Below are 19,183 nucleotides of genomic sequence, written 5' to 3'. Positions count from 1 at the left end.
GACTACCCGTCGCGTCCCAGCACCGGCGGCACGGTTCCGCTGGCGTCCTCCGCCCAGGAGTCGCCGTCCTCGGTCAACCAGGTGCTCCGCTGCCGTTCGCCGTTGCCTGCACCGCCCATGCCGCCGCCCATTCCCATCGGCGGCATCATCGGCATGCCGCCCATCGGTGCCCCGGCACCCGGCCCGCCCGCCACGCCGACCTGGGGTCGGACGAGTTCGGGTTGCGGGCCCGCCGGTGTCGCGTCCAGCGAGGCACCCATCGTGGCGCCGAGGTCCGCCGAGATGCCGCCAGCGCCGACGCCACCCGGCAGCGACACCCCACCGCCCGCGCCGCCGCCCGCGGGCGCGAGGAAGTCGGCCAGGCTGCTGGCCGCCGGACCCTCCTGACCGGTGAGCTCGGCCATCGCCTGGTCGCCCGCGGTGCGGCTCGCCTCGACCACGTCATCGATGACGCCGCCGACCTCGTCGAGGTTCAGCGGCCCACCGTCGGCCGACAGCTCCCGCAGGCTCTCCTCCCCGGCGGAGCGGGCCTGCTCCACGACCTGGTCGAGCAGGGCCTCGGCCTCCGGGGATTTGGCGGCGTCCGGGCCGAGGAGCGCTTCGAGGGACTTCTCGCCCGCGGCCCGGGCTGCCTCGGCCATGTCGTCGACGATGTCGCCGACCTTGTCCGGGGAAACCTCGCGCGCGCCGTCCGCGCCTTCGGAGCCGCCACCGGTGAGCTGGTCGGCGGCGTCCTGCGCCGCGTCGTTGGCGGAGTCGGTGACATCCCCGATGGCGCCTGCGGGGTCGAATTCGCCTCCCGCGCCGGTCCCGCCGCCGGTCGCACCGTCGCCGGTTCCGCCGCCGAGCTCGGAAAGTGCCTGCTCGCCCGCTTGCTGGGCTGCGTTGGTGGCGTCGCCGAGTGCTTTGTCGACGGCGTTGGGGTCGATGCTGGACGTTTCCGGCGTGCCCGGTCCGCCGCCAGCTCCCGCGCCGCCGTTGAGACCGGCGAGTGCTTCCTCGCCAGCTTGCTGGGCTGCGTCGGTGGCGTTGCCGAGTGCTTCGTCAACGGCGTTCGGGTCCACACTGGACGTTTCCGGGTTGCCGGTGCCGTCCGCGGAGTCCGGTGTGGTCTTCCCGGTCGTCGGGTTCTTCCCCGACCCGCCGCCGCTGCCGGTCGCACCCCCGCCCGGCGCACCCCCGCCCGGCGAACCGCCGAGTCCGCCGCCGGGAACCATGCCGCCAGCTCCGGAACCGCCGGTCTCCGAACCGCCGCCACCGGCGCCCTCGGCTCCGCCACCGAGTCCGGCGAGCGCTTCCTGGCCCGCTTGTTCGGCGCCCTTGGTGGCGTCGTCCAGCGCCGCGTTGACGGCGCCCGGATCGATGCCGCTTCCGCCGGAACCGCCGCCGGTGCTGCCTTCTTGGCCGGAACCGCTGCCCGACCCGCTGCCTCCGGAACCGCTTTCCGAACCGCCCGAGCCGGACCCGGCTCCGGTACCGCCACCGGAACCCGTTTCGCCACCCGAGCCCGATCCGCCACCGGCGCCCAACCCGTCGATGGCGTCCTGCCCGGATTGCTCGGCCGCGTTGATCTTCTCCTCGGCGGCCCGCTTCTCGTCGCTGTAGTCCTCGTCGCCGGAGCCGCTTCCGCCCTCGGAACCCGACCCGCCGCCGGACCCCGATCCGGAGCCAGATCCGTCGCCGGAGTTGGAACCGCTGCCAGATCCGCTGCCGGAGCCCGAACCGCCGCCTGAACCGGATCCACCGCCTGAGCCGGAACCGCCGCCAGATCCACCGCCGGACCCGCCACCCGAGCCAGACCCGGACCCGTTGCCGGAGCCCGACCCGCTGCCGGAACCGGAGTCGCCGGTGTCGGGCAGGGTGGTCTGCAGCGGCTGGAGGCCGCTGCCGTTCGACTCGTAGCTGTCGGCGAGGGTGCTCACCACTTTGCGCGCGTTGTCGAGGATTTCCTCGGCAACCCGCGAGGCCGTCTGGGCGGCGGCCTCCGCGCCCTTGACCGAGGACGGCAGGGAGCCGAACGCATCCGCGTAGGCGGCGGCCTGGGTGTAGGCCTTCACCAGGGGAACCACGGCGTTCTTCGCTCGCGCGGCCATGTCCGCCGCGTCCGCGATGCGCTCGGCGTACCGGCCTTCCTTGAGCGCGTCCACCACCTCACCCGACGAGTCGAGCAGCCGTTTCCCGAAGTCCTGGAAGGCTTTTCCGGCGGCACCGTCGAAGGAGCCCTTGAGCTTCTCCACCTGCCCGCGCAGCGACTCGTGCGTGTCGGACAGCCGCTGGGTCGTGGTGCCGAACGCTTCGCTCGCCGAACGCAGACTGGCCGGATCGCCGTTGAGCGCCTGGATGACCTGCGACATGGAGAAGGAGTTGTAGTCCTCCATCGGTGCCGCGGGTGTCGCCCCCGTGGTGCCGGAACCGCCGCCAGAACCGGTGTCCGAGTCGCCCTCGTCGTCCGAACCGGTTTCGTCCGCGGTGTCGGAGTCCGGTACGTCGAGGTTCTCGTCCGCCTCGCTCGCATCGTCTTCGGCGCCGTCCAGGTACTCCTCGGCAGTGCCCGTCTCCTCCGGGGAGAACTCCTCGTCCCGGTCCATCGCCCCGTCGGACTCGTTCCCGGAGTTGTCCCGCAGGCCGTCGAAGTAGCCCTGGTTGACGGAGATGTTGTCGTATTCCCCGCCCTTGTCCCGCACTTCCTCGGGGGAGTCGTAGTTGCGCACCCCGTCGGAATCGTTGTTGCCGTATTCCTCGCCGCCGTCATCGCCGCCCGAGTCCTCGCCCGTGTTGGAAGCGTCGTTGTCGTCCGGGTCGTCCTTCTTCGGAACTCCGTCCCGGTCGTGGTCTTCGTCATCGGCAACAGTGGGCACCGGTTTTCCTTCTTCGTGTCGGGTGGCGAGGAGTCCCCCGGAGTGGACGCGGTGCCGTCCGGCGCTACCTGGCGGGCAGGCGCGTGCCGCGGGCCGCGGGAACTCGTGGTTGGCGGGCTGATCCGGTCGGGCGGTCCGACCGCCTAACCCGGGGTGGTTCGGAAGTGTCGTCAGCAGGGCCGAGTCGCATCGGTCAGGACGCGTCGCTGCCGGACGAGTCGCCGCCGAGACTCGGTGCCACGGTGCCGACCCGGGTCTCCATGTCGTGCACCGTGCTTTCCAGGTCGGAGTTGAGCTTGCTCACCTTCTCGCCGTTGCTCTGGTCCGTGGACTCGATTTCGGTGGCGATCTCCTGCAACTTCCGACCCACTTCCTCCAGCGCCGCGCTCAACTCGTTGCAGTGCTGGTACAGCGTGTCGCGGCGGGTCGTGACGAGCTCGTTGAGCCAGTCGCCGACGAGGAAATCACCGGGCTTGGGGTGGATGTCGTTGAGCGAGGAGAAACCGTTGACATCCGCCCCGAGTTGCCCGATCGCGGTGCCGGAATTCTTCACCTCGGCCGGGTCGAGAGCGGTCTTGTCACCGTTGGGCATGATGCGCTCCGGAATCGTGGATGCGGGGGAATCGTGGCTGCGGCAGGCCAAATCACGTTCGAACGGACGGCGGCGCGGTGCCGGGTCGGCGAAGCACGCTCTCCGGCACCGCGCCCTGGGAATCGGGCGGTGATACCGCCGACTCACCCCTGGAAGTTCGCGGCCATCGTCCGGTCGGTGTTGCGCATGTCCTCCTGGCCGGAGTCGACCGCCTGCATGACGTTGGTCAGCATCTGGTTGATGCCCTCGAAATCCGTGCTGATCTGACCGGAGAGGACGCCGTACGTCTCGGCGGATGCGGCGTCCCAGTCCTGCAGCGCCCGCTGGGTGTCCGCGCGCAGCTGGTCGACCTGGCCCTGGATCTGCTGGGTGGCGGCCCGCATGCTGGCGACGCCCTGTTGCAGGATCTGGTACTGGTAATTGATTTCGTCTGCCATGGAAGCTCCTTGGAGGTTCGCGCCTTCTTCGTTCTCGGTGGGGTCGCCGCGCTCAGGACAGGAAGCCGGACAGCTGCGGGCTGCTCATCTCCGCGGCCGGAACCCGGTTCACCGCCTGGGACAGCTCGACGTCCTTGTTCTCCACCTGGTCCGCGGTTTGGCGCACCTGCTGAGCCATCGCCTGCAGGTTCTTGACGATGCGACCGGTGATCTGCTGCCAGTTCTCGTGCACGTTGTCCAGAGCCATGATCATGTCGCCCTGGTTGGCGCCGGTCACCGAATCGATCTCGCCGCGCAACCTGGTCTGCTCGCGGGTGATCCCTTCGGCCACACCGTCGTGCTGGTTCGCCTTGTCCCGCAGCTGGGAGGCGGTGAGCTTCGTCCTGTCGCCGGGCATGTCAACCTCTTCCGATCCGGGTTTTCCCGCGCTGTCCGCAAATGCGGGAGCTCTGACAGGCGCAAGTCCACCATCGAACGAGCGGCCCGGTGGATCCGTCCGGCGGACAATTCCGCTTTGCGAGGGGTATCCCTCAATTGGCGGCGAGGGGCAGCGCACCGACCGGATGCATCCGGACCGCGGCCGTCGGATCCAGTGCCGGACCGGTCGGCAGCAGCGCGAGCAACGGGCTCGGAACCGGAACCGGGGCCACCCCGCCGTATCCCAGGACCGCCGCCACATCGAGGCTCGGCAGCGGATATTTCACCCCGAGGTCCGACACCAGGTAGTGGGTGCCGGTCGGAACGTTCGGCGCGGGCAGGTCGCGCACCAGGATTCCCCGGTTCGGGGGCACCGTGATCCGCTCGGCCGCGCCGGGCGACAGCTGCCCGGCGCCGGTCGCTTCGGTGCGGCTGACCAGCCTGATCGTGGTGTCGCCCGCGGTGGGGCCGCTCACCTCGAACACGGCGCAGGGACGCGTGCTGCCCCCGATGCCGACCGACCGCACCCGTGGTGGGGTGGGCGGATATCCCGGCGGCGTACCGATCGTCGCCGATTTGGGGATGGTGGCCAGCACTTCGGGGCCGACCCTGATCGGGGTCGGCGGCCTGCCGGGGTAGGCGAGCGCGATGGCGGGGTCGGCCAGCAGCAGGCTCGCCATCGTCGGCGTCAGGGGCGCGAAGCCGTCCGCGAGCAGCAGGTAGAAGTCGGCCGTCCCGAGAACGGGGTTGCGCACCTCGTAGATCTGCCCGACCCGGCTCGGCTGGCCCGCCACGCGCGGCCCGGTGGCACCGGCGCCGGGAACCTTCGGCGGAACCAGATCCGGTCCGGAGGCCAGTGCGTTGATCCAACCGGTCGGCACCGGGAAGGGGATGGCGTCACCGTAGCCGAGGGCGTTGACGGCGGTGGCGTTCGGCATGCGCAGCCGCTTTCCCTGCCACACGAGGAAGGTTCCGGAGTCCGGAGTGGACACCAGCAGCCCTTCGTCGTCGGCCAGCGGGGCACCGGCGGGGGCGCGGACCTGCAGGTCGATGATCGGCACCTCGGCGCCGGAAGCCGACGCGACGGTGGCGACGCACGCGACCCACGGGTCCCTGGTCAGGTTCTTGGCCGGTGGCAGCGAATCCGGCGCGTCCGCGATCCCGATCGGCGTTCCCCTCGGCACGCCCTGCAGGGAGTTCTGCGACACCGATTTCACCGTCGACTGCGGACTGTTGCTGGCCAGCAGCGCCGAGGAGTAGTTGACCACCGGGTGCAGCACGCCGTCCAGGTACAGGAACCGGGCGCCGGTCTCCTTGGCCACGATGATGGTGCCCGGGGCCCGCCACGAGTTGTTGCCACCGGGGACGACCATTCCGTAGATGCCGAAACCGGCCACCACGAGTCCGCCGAGGAGGGCGCCGATGACGGCTCCCACCACGAACCGCCGGGTCGGGGTGGTCTGGTCGTCCGGGCGGCCCCGCATCAGTGCCGAAACCAGCCGCCCCACCATGAAGAAATAAGCCTGCACCTGGTCACGGCGCGACTGCATGCGCGTACTCCTGACGGTTCGTATTCCGGCGGACGGTTGATCGGGGTACCGCGTCAGCCCGCGAGTCCGCGCACGAACATGTAGACGTCGAGCACGGCCAGCAGCAACGGGATCAACGCGAGCGCCGAGAGGGTCTCCAGGATGTCCACCGCCCGACCCCAGTACGGGCGCAGCTTGCGTCCGGGCAGGGTCTTGCTCGCCACCACGAACAGCAGCGCGAGCAGGAGCGCACCGGCGAACGCGAACCACAACCTGTTGAACGGATCGAGACCGGCGGCGAGCCGGAGCGCGTCCGCGCTCAGGCAGAACCCGGCGGGCACCAGCAGCGCCCACCGCTGGCGGGCGCCATCGATGTGCCGGGAGCGCAGCAGGAGCAGCAGTCCGGCCACCGCCACCATGATCATCGACCACATCGAGCCGGTGTGGACGATGACCGCGAACAGCACGACCTGCAGCACGCCCAGCGTCAGGTACAACGCGGTCATGTAGCGGTCCGCCACGACGGACCGCTGCACCACGATCCGGTGCGGTATCGGATCGGTGTCCTCGGTGAACTCATCGGCGCTGGTCGGCAGCATGGGCAGGCTCAGCCCGGCGAGCCGAAACGCCGACGTCGGCACGAAACCCAGCGTGATCAGGCACAGCACCAGACCGATCGCCGCGGCTTGGCCGGTGTCGGCAGGTGTGGTCGTGTTGATCAACGCGGTGACCGCGGCGAGTACGGCGGCGAACAACGCGCTGACGAACAGCAGCGCGGCATCGGCCGTCCCGAGCAGACCGGCGGCCAGCGCCACGACCACGAGCACGGCCGCGCACGTCACGTTCACGTCGGTACCTGCGTGGGCGTCGACCGCCAGCGGCAGGAACCAGCCGCACACCACGGCGTAGGGCACGGACAGCAGCGCCAGCACCGTGGCTGTCACGGTGTCCGATGTGCTCCGCGCGATCGCGGTGGCGGCCACCAGCAGCGCCGCGGCTGCCGCCCCGGACGCGATCGTCCGGGTGAGCGCCGATCCGTCCATCCCGAGCACCAGCAGGCCGAGCACGAGCGAAAGTCCTGAGAACGCCAGCAGCATCCACCGGCTGAGCGCATCCGTCCACCGGTCCGGACGACGGCGGACCTGGTCCGCGATGCCGTCCACCAGGTCGTCGAAGTCGATCTCGGGAAGGCTCGCCGCCCGAGGTCTCAAGTGGACGGTCTCACCGTCGAGCAGACCGATTTCCGCCGCGGTGCGGTTCTCGTCCAGCGGCGCCTTGCCGAGCCGCTGCAACACCCACCCTTCGTGCTCCACGCCTTCGTCGGCCAGTTCGGGACCGGCGTGCTGCAGGATCGCGGGCAGCATGTCCACCAGCGCTACATCGGTGGGCAGCGCCAGTTCCACGGACCTGTCCTTGACGAGTACCCGTAGTCGGCAGAGCTGGCTTGTGACATCCTTTGCGACGTCTTCCACTTTGGTGTCCGGTTTCCTTCCTGGCTGGCTGGCCGAGACCGTGACACGGCGGAACGTAGTGGTTCGCGCGCCGCGCGCGCGGACCACAACGCTTCCGCCGGGCAATCCGAGGGGAACCCCGCACCAGAGGAGACTCGCGTTGAGCACGACGCTGTTCCGCCGACCCGCCCGCCGTGCGGGTCCGGCGATGCCCGCGGACGAGGTGGAGCTGCAGGAGCCGCCCGCGGTGCCGGAGCCGCAGAGCGGCGGCCTGAGCATGGTGCTGATGTACCTGCCGATGGCGGTGATGGCCGGTGCCATGATGCTGTTCTTCATCCAGCCCGGCCGGACCGGTCCGCTGACCTACGTCGCCGCCGGTTTGATGGGGGTGGCCATGGTCACCATGCTGTTCAGCCAGCTCCTGCGCGTGTCCAGCGACCGGAAGCGCCAGCTCGGCGGCGACCGGCGGGACTACCTCCGCTACCTAGCCCAGGTGCGTCGGCAGGTCCGCGACACGCTGGGGAGCCAGCACCGGGCCGCGACCTGGACCCACCCGGACCCGGGATCCCTGTGGTCGCTGGTGATGAGCTACCGGCGCTGGGAACGGCGGACGCCGCACGACGACTTCGGCGAGGTCCGCATCGGCCTGGGCCCGCAGCGCGCCGCGGTGAAGCTGGTACCGCCGCAGACCAAGCCGGTGGAAGACCTCGAACCGCTCGCCGCGCACGCGCTGCGCCGTTTCCTGCGCGCCTACACGACCCTGCCGTCCGCGCCGATCGCGGTGTACCTGCGCGGCTTCGCCCGCGTGCAGCTGCGCGGCGACGCGGCGGCCCAACGCGCACTGGTGCGGGCCATGCTCTGCCAGACCGCCGCCTTCCACTCGCCGGGCGATGTGCGGATCGCGTTCTGCGTGGGGGAGCGGGAACGCGCCGAATGGGACTGGGCGAAGTGGCTGCCGCACGCCCAGGACGACGATCGCCGGGACGGCGCCGGGCCGCTGCGGCTGCTGTCGGACAACGTCACCGAACTCGAAACCATGCTCGGCGGGGAGTCCTTCACCGAACGCCCCCAGTTCGAACCGTCCACCCCGATCACGGCGGCCGAACCGCTCGTCGTCGTGGTCGCCGACGGCGCGAAGATCCCGGCCGGCCACCGCCTCGCGGGCTCCGGTTTCCGCAACGCCGTGCTGATCGACATCGACAGCACGCTGACCTGGCAGGCGAACCGGTCCGTGCTGCACCTCGAAGTGGCCTCCGGGGACGCGGGTCCGCCGGAGATCAGCACCGTCAACTTCGACCGCGCCGGGCGGGAGAGCAACAGCCCGCTGTGCCGGGCGGACGCCACCACCATCGCCGAGGCAGCCGCCCTGGCCCGCGCCATCTCGCCGTACCGGATCGGCGTCGCGAACGACACCAGCGAACCGCTGACCACCGACTACGAACTGACCTCGCTGCTGGGCATCTCCGACGCCCGCACCTTCGACCCCGACGAACTTCGGCACGGCCGCTCGCCCTGGCAACGGCTGCGGGTGCCGATCGGGATCGCGGGCAACGGCACGCCGATCGAGCTGGACCTCAAGGAATCCGCCGAGGACGGCATGGGGCCGCACGGAATGCTGGTGGGAGCCACCGGTTCGGGCAAGAGCGAACTGCTGCGCACCCTGGTGCTCGCACTGGTCGCGACGCACTCCTCGGAGGAGCTGAACCTCGTGCTCGTCGACTTCAAGGGCGGTGCGGCGTTCCTCGGGTTCGACGAGCTCCCGCACACCGCCGCGGTGATCACCAACCTGGTCGACGAACTGGAGTTGGTGGACCGGATGCAGGACGCGCTGACCGGGGAGATGAACCGCCGCCAGGAACTGCTGCGCTCGGCGGGCAACTACAACTCGCGCCGGGAGTACGAGAAGGCCCGTCGTTCCGGCATCCCGCTGGACCCGATGCCCAGCCTGTTCGTGGTGGTCGACGAGTTCAGCGAAATGCTGGTGAGCAAGCCCGAATTCATCGACACCTTCGCCATGATCGGTCGGCTCGGGCGCAGCCTCGGCGTGCACCTGCTGCTGGCCTCCCAGCGGCTCGACGAGGGGCGGATCAGCAAGGTGGAAACGCACCTGTCCTACCGGATCGGGCTGCGCACCTTCTCCGCGATGGACAGCCGGGCCGTCATCGGCGTGCCGGACGCCTACGAACTGCCCTCCAGCCCCGGCAACGGCTACCTGCGGACCGACACCCAGACCCTGATGCGGTTCAAGGCCGCCTACGTCTCGGGCCCCTACCGCACCGCACGCCGCCAGCGCAGCCGCGAGGTCATCGAGGAACAGCTGGTGTTCTTCACCGGGCGGCACGTCGAACCGCGACTGCGTCGCATCGAAGAGCCCGCCGTCCCCGAGCAGACCGGCGAGGGCGAGCCCCGGAAGTCGTTGATCGACGTGCTGATCGAGCGGCTGAGCGGGCTCGGCCCGGCGGCGCACCAGGTGTGGCTGTCGCCGCTGCGGAACTCGCCGACCCTCGACGAACTGCTCCCGCCACTGCGCGAGGACCCGGAATCGGGTCTGCGCACCGCGGACCGCGGCACCCCGGACGGACTGCGGGTGCCGGTCGGGCTGATCGACCTGCCCGGCCAGCAGCGCCGCGACCTGCTGGTCGCCGACCTCAGCGGCGCCGAGGGCAACATCGCCGTCGTCGGCGGCCCGCAGAGCGGCAAGAGCACCCTGCTGCGAACCCTGATCACCGCACTCGCGCTCAACCACACCGCCGCCGAGGTGCAGTTCTACTGCCTGGATTTCGGCGGCGGATCACTGGCGCCGCTGCTGGGCCTGCCGCACGTGGGCAGTGTGGCCGGGCGGCTGGACCGCGACCGGGTTTCCCGCACCGTGCAGGAGGTGGTCAGCCTGCTGGCGCGGCGCGAGCAGTGGTTCCAGGCGCACAACCTGGATTCGATGGCCGCCTACCGGCGGGCCCGGCGGGAAGGCCGGTTCGTGGCCGAGGACCCCTACGGCGACGTCTTCCTGGTCGTCGACGGTTGGTACACCATCCGACAGGAGTTCGAGGAACTGGAGGACAAGTTCGGCGAACTCGCCGCCCGCGGCCTGACCTTCGGCATCCACCTGGTCGTCGGCTCCGCCCGCTGGGCGGACATGCGGCCGTGGTTGCGCAGCGTGCTGGGAACCCGGTTCGAACTGAAGCTGGGCGACGCCATCGAGTCGGAGGTGAACAGCAAGCTCGCCGCCAAGGTCCCGGCCGAGCCCGGCAGCGGGATCACCACGGACCGGCAGAACTTCCGCACCGCGCTACCGCGCATCGACGGCCGGGCCACCACCGACGACCTGCCCGACGCGGTGTTGGACCTGGTCGATGCGGTCGCCGTGCCGGGGGCTGCGGAGGCGCCGCCGGTGCGGATGCTGCCGATGGAAGTCAACGCCGTCGACCTGCCCGCGCCCGAGGCCGGTGCCGACGGCGACCTGCCCAAGATCGCCCTCGGGATCGACGACGTCGACCTGGCCCCGCTGTGGCACGACTTCGACCTCACCCCGCACCTGATGATCTTCGGTGACACCGAGTCCGGCAAGACCAACCTGCTGCGCCACATCGCGCGTTCGGTCCGGCGGCACTACGCGTCGGACCAGGCCCGGCTGATGTTCGCCGACCTGCGCCGGGAACTGCACGACACGGTGCCGCAGGAGTACCAGATCGGCTATTCGGTGTCCGGGGACACCTTCGGCCAGACGATCGAGGAGACGGCCGCGCTGCTCACCAAACGCCTGCCGGGCCCGGAGATCACCCCGGACCGGCTGCGCAAGCGCGACTGGTGGAGCGGCGGGCGGCTGTTCATCGTGGTGGACGACCACGAGCTGATCCAAAGCGGCATGACCAATCCGCTGGCGCCGCTGACGTCCCTGCTGCCGCAGGGCGCCGACATCGGCTTCCACCTCATCGTCGCCCGCAGCACCTCGGGCGCGTCGCGGGTCATGATGGATCCCGTGCTGCGCCGGATGTGGGAGCTCGGCACCCCGGCGCTGCTGTTCTCCTGCCCCAAGGAAGAGGGCAAGTTCCTAGCGGACGTCCGCCCCAAAACGCTGCCGGTGGGACGCGCCCAGTTCATCAACCGCCGCCGCACCATCCGCCTGCTCCAAACACCACTGCTCGACAGCGACTACGCGGAGCACCGGTGAGTGACGGGGACGGGGTGAAGGGCACCTTTCACCAACTTACTTGGTAAAAGGTGCCCTTCACCGCTCACCTGAATGGGGTCGTGAGTGCGAAAGCGGGTTGGAGCCGGGTTTCGCACTCACGACTGCGCCGCGTCGTCGACTACGTGGACGACACGGCGTCGCCGCCAGCGTTGGCGCCATCCGGGCGGGCCGAGCGCTGCTGAGATCGCCGCCAGGCAGATCAGCAGGATCGCGGCGACCACGCTGATCAGGGTTACGCGCAGCGGAATCGGGTTGTCCGGAGGGATGTCGGCGTGCGGCACGCGTCCGGCCAGTTGCGAGGCTCCGCCCTCTTCCGCTGGCAGCACGCTGGCCACCGCCAGGTACGGATTCACCGTGCCCCACCCCATTTCCGCGTCGGGCACGGTCGCCCCCGGGCGGGTAGCGGTCGCCCGCAGGCGCTCGGCGACCTGGTCGGCCCCCAGTTCCGGGCGATACGCCCGGACGAGGGCCGCCGTGCCGGAGACGAACGGGGTGGCGAAACTGGTGCCGCTGTCCTGCCAGTGCCCGGGCCCGCCCGGGCCGACGCTGATGACGTCGACGCCGGGGGCGACGAGGCTGACGAACGAACCGGTCTGCGAGAAATCCGCCCGAGCACCCGTCATGTCCACCGCGCCGACCGCCAGGACACCGGGATACGAAGCGGGATAGGTGATCGGGTTGCCCCGCTGTTCGCTGTTCGCGGCGGCGGCGACGATGAGCACGTCTCGCGCGTGGGCGTAGTCCACGGCGGTGCGCAGCTCGTCGTTGGGATACGGGCTGCTCGCCGACACGTTGATGATCCGCGCCCCGCCGTCGACGGCTTCCCGGATCGCATCTGCCATCGCTGGCGCGGTGCCGCCGGTCCGCGACTGCGTGTAGCGCACCGGCAGGATCCGGGCTTCCGGGGCGATCCCGGCGAACCCGAGGCCCGGGACGGGTCGAGCCGCGATGATGCCCGCGACGAACGTTCCGTGCCCCACGCAGTCCGTGTTCGCGGTGTCCCCCGGGCTGAGCACATCCACGCCGTCGAGGACGGCCCCGGCCAGTTGCGGCGTTTCGGCGTCCACACCGGAATCGATGACAGCGACCGTGACTCCCGCGCCCCGGGTGAGCCCCCAGGCGCGTTCCGGAGTCAGCATCTGCTGCGCCCACGGTCGCGACGGCTCGCTCCGGATCGGCGGCTGCCGACAACCGTTCCCGGAATCGGGCGGCGGATTCGCCGGTTGCGCGACGGCCGCAGGCATCGGGACCAGGCTGAGGAAAGCCCCCACCGCGCCGAAAATGGCCAGAACACGCCGGAAATCGCGGCTGCCGCGGTGACCTCGGCGGCGTTGCTTCACTGCTGGCCCTCCTGTGGTGGGTAGGTTTGCGCTGCCGCCATCGCCAGTCCGACCGGTGTGCCGATCCGCCGCAACTGCTCCGGGGCGTCGATCACGCGCTGCGGCGCGCTGTGCCTGCGGCCAAGCGCGCGTTGCAGCCTGGGCAGGATCGTCAGGTCGGTGTCGTGCAGCGTTCCGGGATTCGACGCCTCGCCCGGACGCAACTCCCGCATCAGCACCGCGGCGGGCATCGAGGCGTCGTCTGCCGCCTCGGCCGCGTCCGGCTGCTCGACGGCCAACACCTTGAACCGGCTGCCCGCCGGGAAGACGACCTCGTCCGGCAGCCCGTTGCGGCCGAACGCGGCGGTGCGGCGCGCCGAGTGCGACCAGATCACCACATCCGCGTGGGCTTCGGTTGTGGTCAGGTCGGATGCCGCACTGGCGCTGACGAAGCCGGGTTCGGCGAGGACTCCGCCGGTCTCGTAGGCGTCCGTCGGGGATTCCCCGGCGGGCAGCAGGACCATGCCGTACGCCGGTCCGCGGTGCACCGGCAGCCGCCGCAGGCCGGAAGTCAGGCAAGCGACGTAGTCGTCGGTGCCGGATTCGTCGGTGCGAAGCATCCGGTTCACCGCGGGGGCGCCGAACTCGCCGTCGCCGACGTACAGGCAGATGGCGACGAAATCGGCTTTCTCGTCCTGGTTCACCCCGGCACGCAGCGCCGGATAGTTGGCCAGGGCGGCGTTGACCGTGGGCAGCGCCGCGTCGAACTCGGCCCCGGCCAGCTGGACCAGACCGGCGCGTTCGGCGGCGGTGCTCCGGTGGTCCGGCGCGAACCGCCGTTCGCGCGGCGCCGCGGGCAGCAGCCCGGATTTCGCTGCGGCAGGCGCGGCTTCCGCGACCGGATCGGGCAGGTCCACCGGCTCGGGTGGATGTGCGCTCTCGGATTCGGGCGTTCGCGGGTCTTCTCCACCGGTGGAGCGGGCAGCGGCGTCGGAGTGCTGTTCGCGCCGAGATGTTCCGGGGGCGGGTTCGGTGAGGAGTGACTCCGGTGGAGACGAGACCGTCACCGGTCGCGGCGGCAGCGGCGGTGCGACGACGTGCCACGTGTCCTGTTCGCGCGCTGGCGGGTCTTGCTCGGATGTGTGGTTTTCCGTTGCCTGGTCGGCGTTCCCGTGCGCTACGGGCAGGTCGTGGTTCGTCGGGCTGCCGCGGTTTTCCAGCGGAGCAGTGTTGTTCCCCGCCGGGCGGTCGCTCGCGGGCTGGCCGTTGTCCCCGGGTGCTGGGGCGACCACGGCCGGTTGATCTGCTGGCTGATCTTCCGAAGGCGGTTCGCTGTCCGCCAACGCGTCTCCCGCGCGATCCGCAGCTGGCACGGACGTCGTGAACTCCACCCGGTCGGCCAGTTCTCCCACCGCCGAGCGGATTGCCTCGCGCATCCGCTCGTGGGCCGCGCCGAGCACGAGAAGGCGGAGCCTGCCGCGGTGTTCCGGGTGCAGTCCGGTGATCAGGCGGTGCAGGGCGCGCGGTGTTCCCCCGGCCAGCGGCGTAACGGGCGAGCCGATGACCACGGTCATCCGGTCCGGTTCGAAGGCCAACTGGTCGGCGGCGCCGGACTCGCCCGCGGTGGTCAGCGCCAGCCCGGCCGGTACCACCCGGGCCGTGATCTCGTCCGGCGCGGGAGCCGCCCCGGTCGCCTCGACCTCCCGGTACTCCAGCGGTGCGGACCGGAACCACCCCAGCGGAGCGGGCGCTGCCGCCACCACCCGCGTTTGCCCGCTGGCGGAGTAGCGCAGCGCGACCGGGAACGGCTGCCAGGATCGCCGACCGAACTCGTCGTACAGCACGGCGCTCTCGACGCCCAACTCCTCGTGGTGGAGGTAGCCGGTGGCGGCGAACACGTCGTGGCCCAGCAGTTCGGCGAGCCGCTTCATCCACCCAGTGGAGGCCGCTTCCGGATCCGTCGGCACCAGTTGCAGGTTCGAGCGGAAGGCGGTGGGGAAGCGGGAGAGCAGGGCGGCCAACCGACGGGGCGAGATCGGCACGTCGCCGGGCCGACCCAACAGCACGCGGGGGTGCTGCGGCGATACCGGAAGCCCCGCGCCGATGCCGATCCAATCCTCGCCCGGAGCGTCGGCGTGCACCAGGATGCCCGCCGGTATCGGTTCCGCCCGCAGGTCCGACGCGGTGACCGCACCGCGTGGCATCAGGGCTTCCCAGTGCGGCAGCGGATACCGGGCGCCGTACCGCCGCTTCTGGTCCTTGGGAGCGAACAGCTGCCAGGAGTGGTGATCGTCGCCCGCGAAGATCGTGCCGTCGGCGGTGAGCGTCAGCGGCCCGTCCGGCGCGAGGACGTGCACCGCGAATTCCTTGGCGAGTTTCTGCGCCGGACTGTTTCCTTTGGGGTCGGTTCGCGCCAGGCCGGGCACGGCCACCCACAGCCGGTGGCTCTTCGGCACCGAGCTCAGCGCGACCTCGCACGCATCGCGCAGCGCGGCACGGAAACCGGGATCCCGGCCCGCGGTGGTGGACGCCAGCACGACGGCGTTGCCCGGCGCGTTCTGCACCGCGGCGAACAGCCGGACTTGCTGCTCGTCCTGGTCGTCGCGATGCCGGATGACGGCCTTGCCGCCGTGCGCTTCGACGAACAGGCTCCCCGCGCGGGTGTGGTTGGTTTCCGGTGCTGGTATCAACTCGGTCTCGTTCCGCGCGGTCGGGCTCCTCACCGATGCCGTAGCGAAGGCAGTTGTACCTGGACAGTCTGGGGATTCGCGGCCTTGTGCGCGGACGCGCGATACCCGCGCCGGAGGTTCGGAGGGGTTTCCCTCACCACCGCCCTGATCTCGCCCCGTTGCCACGCGCCGGTTTCGAGCGCGGTGCCTGGCGGTTCGGCCCGATGAGTTGGACGCCGACCGGTTCGCGGCGCTGCTGGAACAGGCTGGCCAGGCCACCGAACCGCGGCAGGCCGTGGAGCTGATCCGGGAGGCGCTGCGGCTGTGGCGTGGCGAGCCGTACCAGGGCCTGGACATGCCGGAACTGACCGCGGACGTCCGGCGGCTCACCGAACTCCGGCTGGCGGCCACCGAGGACCGCTACGCCGCCGAGTTGCGCTGCGGCAGGCACGCCGCGATCGTCGCCGACCTAACCGAACTCGTGGACCGACATCCGCTGCGGGAACGCCTGCACGCGCTGCTGATGACCGCGCTGTACCGCGCCGGGCGGCAGGCCGACGCGCTGGCCGCCTACCGCGACGCGCGGTTGGTGCTGGTCGAAGAGCTCGGGGTCGAGCCAGGGGCGGAGCTGCGCGAGCTGGAGGCCACCATACTGGCCGGTGAGCCGCTCGAAAACGCCGTGCCCGCAACGCATCCGGTGCCCGCGCAGTTGCCGCGCAACGTCACCGGATTCGTCGGCCGCAGCCGCGGTCGCAAACCCATCGGCTAGTCCACTCGGGCCCGGTTCTGCGAGACCACAACCCGCCGTCCTCGCTACAGTGGCCGATCTGTTCTGCCGTCGAACTCCGCGCGCGCCGCATCAATCGCCGAGATGTTCTGAAGGCTCCATTGGATCAGGGGATTCGTCGCTTCGAGGAGCGTTCGTCCCATGGCCGTGAGTTCGTAGGTGACGTTGGGGGGCATGACGGCGTACACGGTGCGGGTGAGGATCCCGTTGCGCTCTAGGCCGCGCAGAGTGACGGTCAGCATTTTCTGGCTGATGCCTTGGATGGAGCGTTTGAGCTCACTGAATCTTTTGGGGCCCGCGCCGAGCGTGTCGACTACGCCGAGAGACCACTTGTCAGCGACGAGGTCGAGGACCTCGCGCGCGCGGCAACCTTGAGCAGCTGACAGCTGGGCGGGTGGCCTGGTTGCGGGAGCGGCGGACGCGTCATCGGCCATGAGTTACCTCCATGGAACCCGGGCACTGAAAAGTGCCTGATTGACCCACCATCCGAGGTTACCTGAAGATACCGGGGAACCTTTGGTAAGCACTCGGGCATCGAGGGAGGCTCCCTGGATGAGCGCTGACGTAAACGTCGAGGCGATCGATATGCCCGGCTGGGTGACCGCCTAGCCGTTCGGGCCGGACGAAGAACGCGTCTGACGGTGTCGAGTATTTGGCTCTTGGAATCGAATTCTGGAATGGCAGGGTGAGCTGGGCATGAAGTTTGGTATCGCTACGTTCATCACCGACGAAGGCATCAGTCCGGCGTCGCTGGGCACTGCGGTGGAAGAGCGTGGGTTCAACTCCTTGATTGTCAGCGAGCACGCGCACATTCCGGTTGAGTACCAGATGCCTGCTGGCAGCAAGGGCGGGTTGCCTCGCGACTATCACCGCATCATTGACCCCTTCGTAGCGCTCTCGTCAGCGGCATCGGTCACGCGTGACCTTGTCCTCGCCACGGGAGTGCTCTTGCTTCCCCTGCGGGATGTGATCTACACCGCGAAGGAGGTCGCCAGCCTGGACCTGATCTCCAACGGACGTGTCGCGATGGGTGTCGGCGTGGGTTGGATGGTTGAGGAAATCCGCAACCACGGCACAGATCCGACCACCCGTGGTGCGAAGATGAACGAACAGTTGGCGGCCCTCAAGCAGATCTGGACCCAGGAGCAGGCCGAGTTCCACGGCAAGTTCATCGACTTCGACCCCATCTTCTCCTGGCCCAAGCCGGTCCAGCAGCCACACCCCCCGATCTACATCGGTGGTGAGAGCCCACGGGCGCTGGAACGTCTACGCACACTTGGCGACGGGTGGCTACCCCAGGCAGCCACCCCGCCCGAGGAGTTGCGCCGGGTGCGTCGGTGGTTGACCGACAACGGCCGGACGGCTGTGCCGTTCATGATCTGGGGCGCCGGGCGGGACATGTCCACGCTGGCCGGCTACGTCGACGCCGGGATCGACGAGGTCACTTTCCTGCTCCCGACGCAGCCGGAGTCGGAGACATTGCGCGACCTCGACGAGCTAGCGGTCCTGGCGAACAGCCTCTCCTGACCAACGGCTGCTGGGAGACCTCAACCGCCACCACGGCGTAGTGGGGTGGACCCCGGAATCAGCCAGCCTGTTGATCACGCGCGGGCGCGCCGCTTGAGCGGGAGTTCCCGCACCGGAAGGTCGAAAGCGAAGCGAGTGGACTCCTGGTCGGCATCGTCAGCCACCCGCAGCAGCAGTCCACTCGCGAGCCGATGGCTCCCCCGCCCAGTCGAGCGGGGGAGCCATCGGAGAGCTAAAAAGCAGCCCTTGAGATCAGACGCGCACGGAGGCGGCCTGCGGGCCCTTCGGGCCCTGGGTGACCTCGTAGGTCACGTGCTGGTCCTCGGTCAGCTCACGGAACCCCGAGGCTTCGATGGCCGAGAAGTGCACGAAGACGTCCGGCCCCCCGTCGTCCGGGGCGATGAAGCCGAAGCCCTTTTCCGCGTTGAACCACTTCACGGTTCCCTGTGCCATAACAATTTCCTTCGAGAGCTAGAGACAAAGCAGGCCCGGCACACCGCGTGCCGACCTGGGCCGGAGAGATCTCAGACGACAGCTAACTCCAGCTACACCAAAGAGAGCAGCTCGCCCGCATCAGCATCCTGCGAGCGTGCGTGAACACGAACCAGAACTACCACGACCACCAGGAACACTACACCACCGCGACACCGCGGCACCGCGCTATCCCGATCATTTACCCGTGTGTCTCGATGTGGGCCGGACGGTGGTGGCGCCGACGGTGCTGAGTAAGATGCCGCCCCCCAACAGGCCGTGGAGGCCAGCGCGAACCTCACACCCAGGGCGGAGACCGCCTGCCCGGTAGCTCTGACCACGATCAGCGCCCCGGTGATGCCCAGAGCACCTGCAGGGGCTGTCGGCGGGCACCGGCAAGGGGACGGCCAAGGCACACTCGGGCGCAGACCGAGGGGCGCAGCCCTCGTGGCGGCGGCAATCGATTACCGCCGAGCAGGATCGGCCACACGGCGGCAGCGGCCACGAGGAAGAACACCGGGCGGTGCCCGATGCCGAACAGCGCGACCGCGACCGGAGCCCAGGACAGCGGCGAGATCATGCGCAGGAACTGGAAGACCGGACGTGTCGCGCGTTCCACAGCGGCCAGTGACCCGACCGCGAGGCTGAGCGGCATGCCGATCACGGCCGCGATGAGGATGCCGACGAGCAGTCTCCACAGGCTCGACCCGATGTCGTGCAGGAGGACGCCGCGAGCGATGAGGTCGCCGATGGCGGGGACGGCGCGCTGCGGTGCGAAGGAGCTCAGCAGTCGATCGTCGTCGGCGATCACGCTGGTGAGCAGCCACCACAGCGCGACGGCGAAGGCGATCGTGCCGAGCGGCATATGCGAAGGCGGCGGCTGAACTCGACGCGCGGTAGCAACCCGGGCCGCGCTCAGGCACCGCGCTTCAGCCGC

General features: G+C 70.0%; 14 protein-coding genes. 3 read left to right on the top strand and 11 right to left on the bottom strand.

Annotated elements, in window-relative coordinates; translation table 11 throughout:
- Nucleotides 1-2 precede the first annotated feature (2 nt).
- The 6 genes from ACTWQN_RS18030 to eccD form a co-directional block, all read right to left on the bottom strand.
- Nucleotides 3-2,858 (bottom strand): WXG100 family type VII secretion target, encoded by a 2,856-nt coding sequence (locus ACTWQN_RS18030; RefSeq protein WP_443204650.1) that lies wholly within the window; start codon nt 2,856-2,858, stop codon nt 3-5.
- 193 nt (nt 2,859-3,051) lie between these two features.
- On the bottom strand, nt 3,052-3,450 hold the full coding sequence (locus tag ACTWQN_RS18025; protein WP_443204649.1) for a hypothetical protein: 399 nt from the start codon (nt 3,448-3,450) through the stop codon (nt 3,052-3,054).
- Nucleotides 3,451-3,593: 143 nt separating this feature from the next.
- Nucleotides 3,594-3,887 (bottom strand): WXG100 family type VII secretion target, encoded by a 294-nt coding sequence (locus ACTWQN_RS18020; RefSeq protein WP_443204648.1) that lies wholly within the window; start codon nt 3,885-3,887, stop codon nt 3,594-3,596.
- Between the two features lie 52 nt (nt 3,888-3,939).
- Nucleotides 3,940-4,284 carry a WXG100 family type VII secretion target gene (locus tag ACTWQN_RS18015; RefSeq protein WP_443204647.1) on the bottom strand — a complete coding sequence of 115 codons (345 nt, stop codon included), beginning with the start codon at nt 4,282-4,284 and terminating at the stop codon, nt 3,940-3,942.
- A 133-nt stretch (nt 4,285-4,417) separates the two neighbouring features.
- Nucleotides 4,418-5,854, bottom strand: coding sequence for a type VII secretion protein EccB (gene eccB / locus ACTWQN_RS18010; RefSeq protein ID WP_443204646.1), 1,437 nt, complete (start codon nt 5,852-5,854; stop codon nt 4,418-4,420).
- Between the two features lie 53 nt (nt 5,855-5,907).
- A complete protein-coding gene (gene eccD / locus ACTWQN_RS18005) occupies nt 5,908-7,563 on the bottom strand; it encodes a type VII secretion integral membrane protein EccD (RefSeq protein WP_443204645.1) in 1,656 nt (551 codons plus the stop codon).
- On the opposite strand from eccD, the gene eccCa reads away from it, so the two are divergent.
- Nucleotides 7,445-11,452, top strand: a complete 4,008-nt coding sequence (gene eccCa / locus ACTWQN_RS18000) for a type VII secretion protein EccCa (protein WP_443204644.1) — start codon at nt 7,445-7,447, stop codon at nt 11,450-11,452. The two genes, eccD and eccCa, sit on opposite strands and share 119 nt — an antisense overlap.
- 116 nt (nt 11,453-11,568) lie before the next feature.
- Here the strand turns inward: eccCa and mycP are convergent, their stop codons facing one another.
- Together mycP and ACTWQN_RS17990 are read right to left on the bottom strand one after the other, a co-directional pair.
- Complete coding sequence (gene mycP, locus ACTWQN_RS17995) at nt 11,569-12,717, bottom strand: type VII secretion-associated serine protease mycosin (RefSeq protein ID WP_443204643.1); 1,149 nt, start codon at nt 12,715-12,717, stop codon at nt 11,569-11,571.
- A 92-nt stretch (nt 12,718-12,809) separates the two neighbouring features.
- Nucleotides 12,810-15,515, bottom strand: a complete 2,706-nt coding sequence (locus tag ACTWQN_RS17990) for a hypothetical protein (protein ID WP_443204642.1) — start codon at nt 15,513-15,515, stop codon at nt 12,810-12,812.
- A gap of 175 nt (nt 15,516-15,690) precedes the next feature.
- Between ACTWQN_RS17990 and ACTWQN_RS17985 the strand changes: the two genes are divergently transcribed.
- Nucleotides 15,691-16,230, top strand: a complete 540-nt coding sequence (locus ACTWQN_RS17985; RefSeq protein ID WP_443204641.1) for an AfsR/SARP family transcriptional regulator — start codon at nt 15,691-15,693, stop codon at nt 16,228-16,230.
- 44 nt (nt 16,231-16,274) lie between these two features.
- Here the strand turns inward: ACTWQN_RS17985 and ACTWQN_RS17980 are convergent, their stop codons facing one another.
- Complete coding sequence (locus tag ACTWQN_RS17980; RefSeq protein ID WP_443204640.1) at nt 16,275-16,682, bottom strand: winged helix-turn-helix transcriptional regulator; 408 nt, start codon at nt 16,680-16,682, stop codon at nt 16,275-16,277.
- Nucleotides 16,683-16,944: 262 nt separating this feature from the next.
- On the opposite strand from ACTWQN_RS17980, the gene ACTWQN_RS17975 reads away from it, so the two are divergent.
- Complete coding sequence (locus tag ACTWQN_RS17975) at nt 16,945-17,775, top strand: LLM class F420-dependent oxidoreductase (protein WP_443204639.1); 831 nt, start codon at nt 16,945-16,947, stop codon at nt 17,773-17,775.
- Between the two features lie 252 nt (nt 17,776-18,027).
- Here ACTWQN_RS17975 and ACTWQN_RS17970 read toward each other — a convergent pair whose 3' ends face one another.
- Both ACTWQN_RS17970 and ACTWQN_RS17965 read right to left on the bottom strand, forming a co-directional pair.
- Entirely contained in the window at nt 18,028-18,228 is a 201-nt protein-coding gene (locus tag ACTWQN_RS17970) for a cold-shock protein (RefSeq protein WP_443204638.1), read from the bottom strand.
- Nucleotides 18,229-18,589: 361 nt separating this feature from the next.
- A complete protein-coding gene (locus ACTWQN_RS17965) occupies nt 18,590-19,111 on the bottom strand; it encodes an ABC transporter permease (RefSeq protein ID WP_443204637.1) in 522 nt (173 codons plus the stop codon).
- Between the last annotated feature and the right edge of the window lie 72 nt (nt 19,112-19,183).

The sequence above is a fragment of the Saccharopolyspora antiqui genome (genome assembly GCF_052246905.1).
In the GTDB taxonomy this organism is placed as follows: domain Bacteria; phylum Actinomycetota; class Actinomycetes; order Mycobacteriales; family Pseudonocardiaceae; genus Saccharopolyspora.
This window is presented reverse-complemented; position numbering and strand designations above follow the sequence as displayed.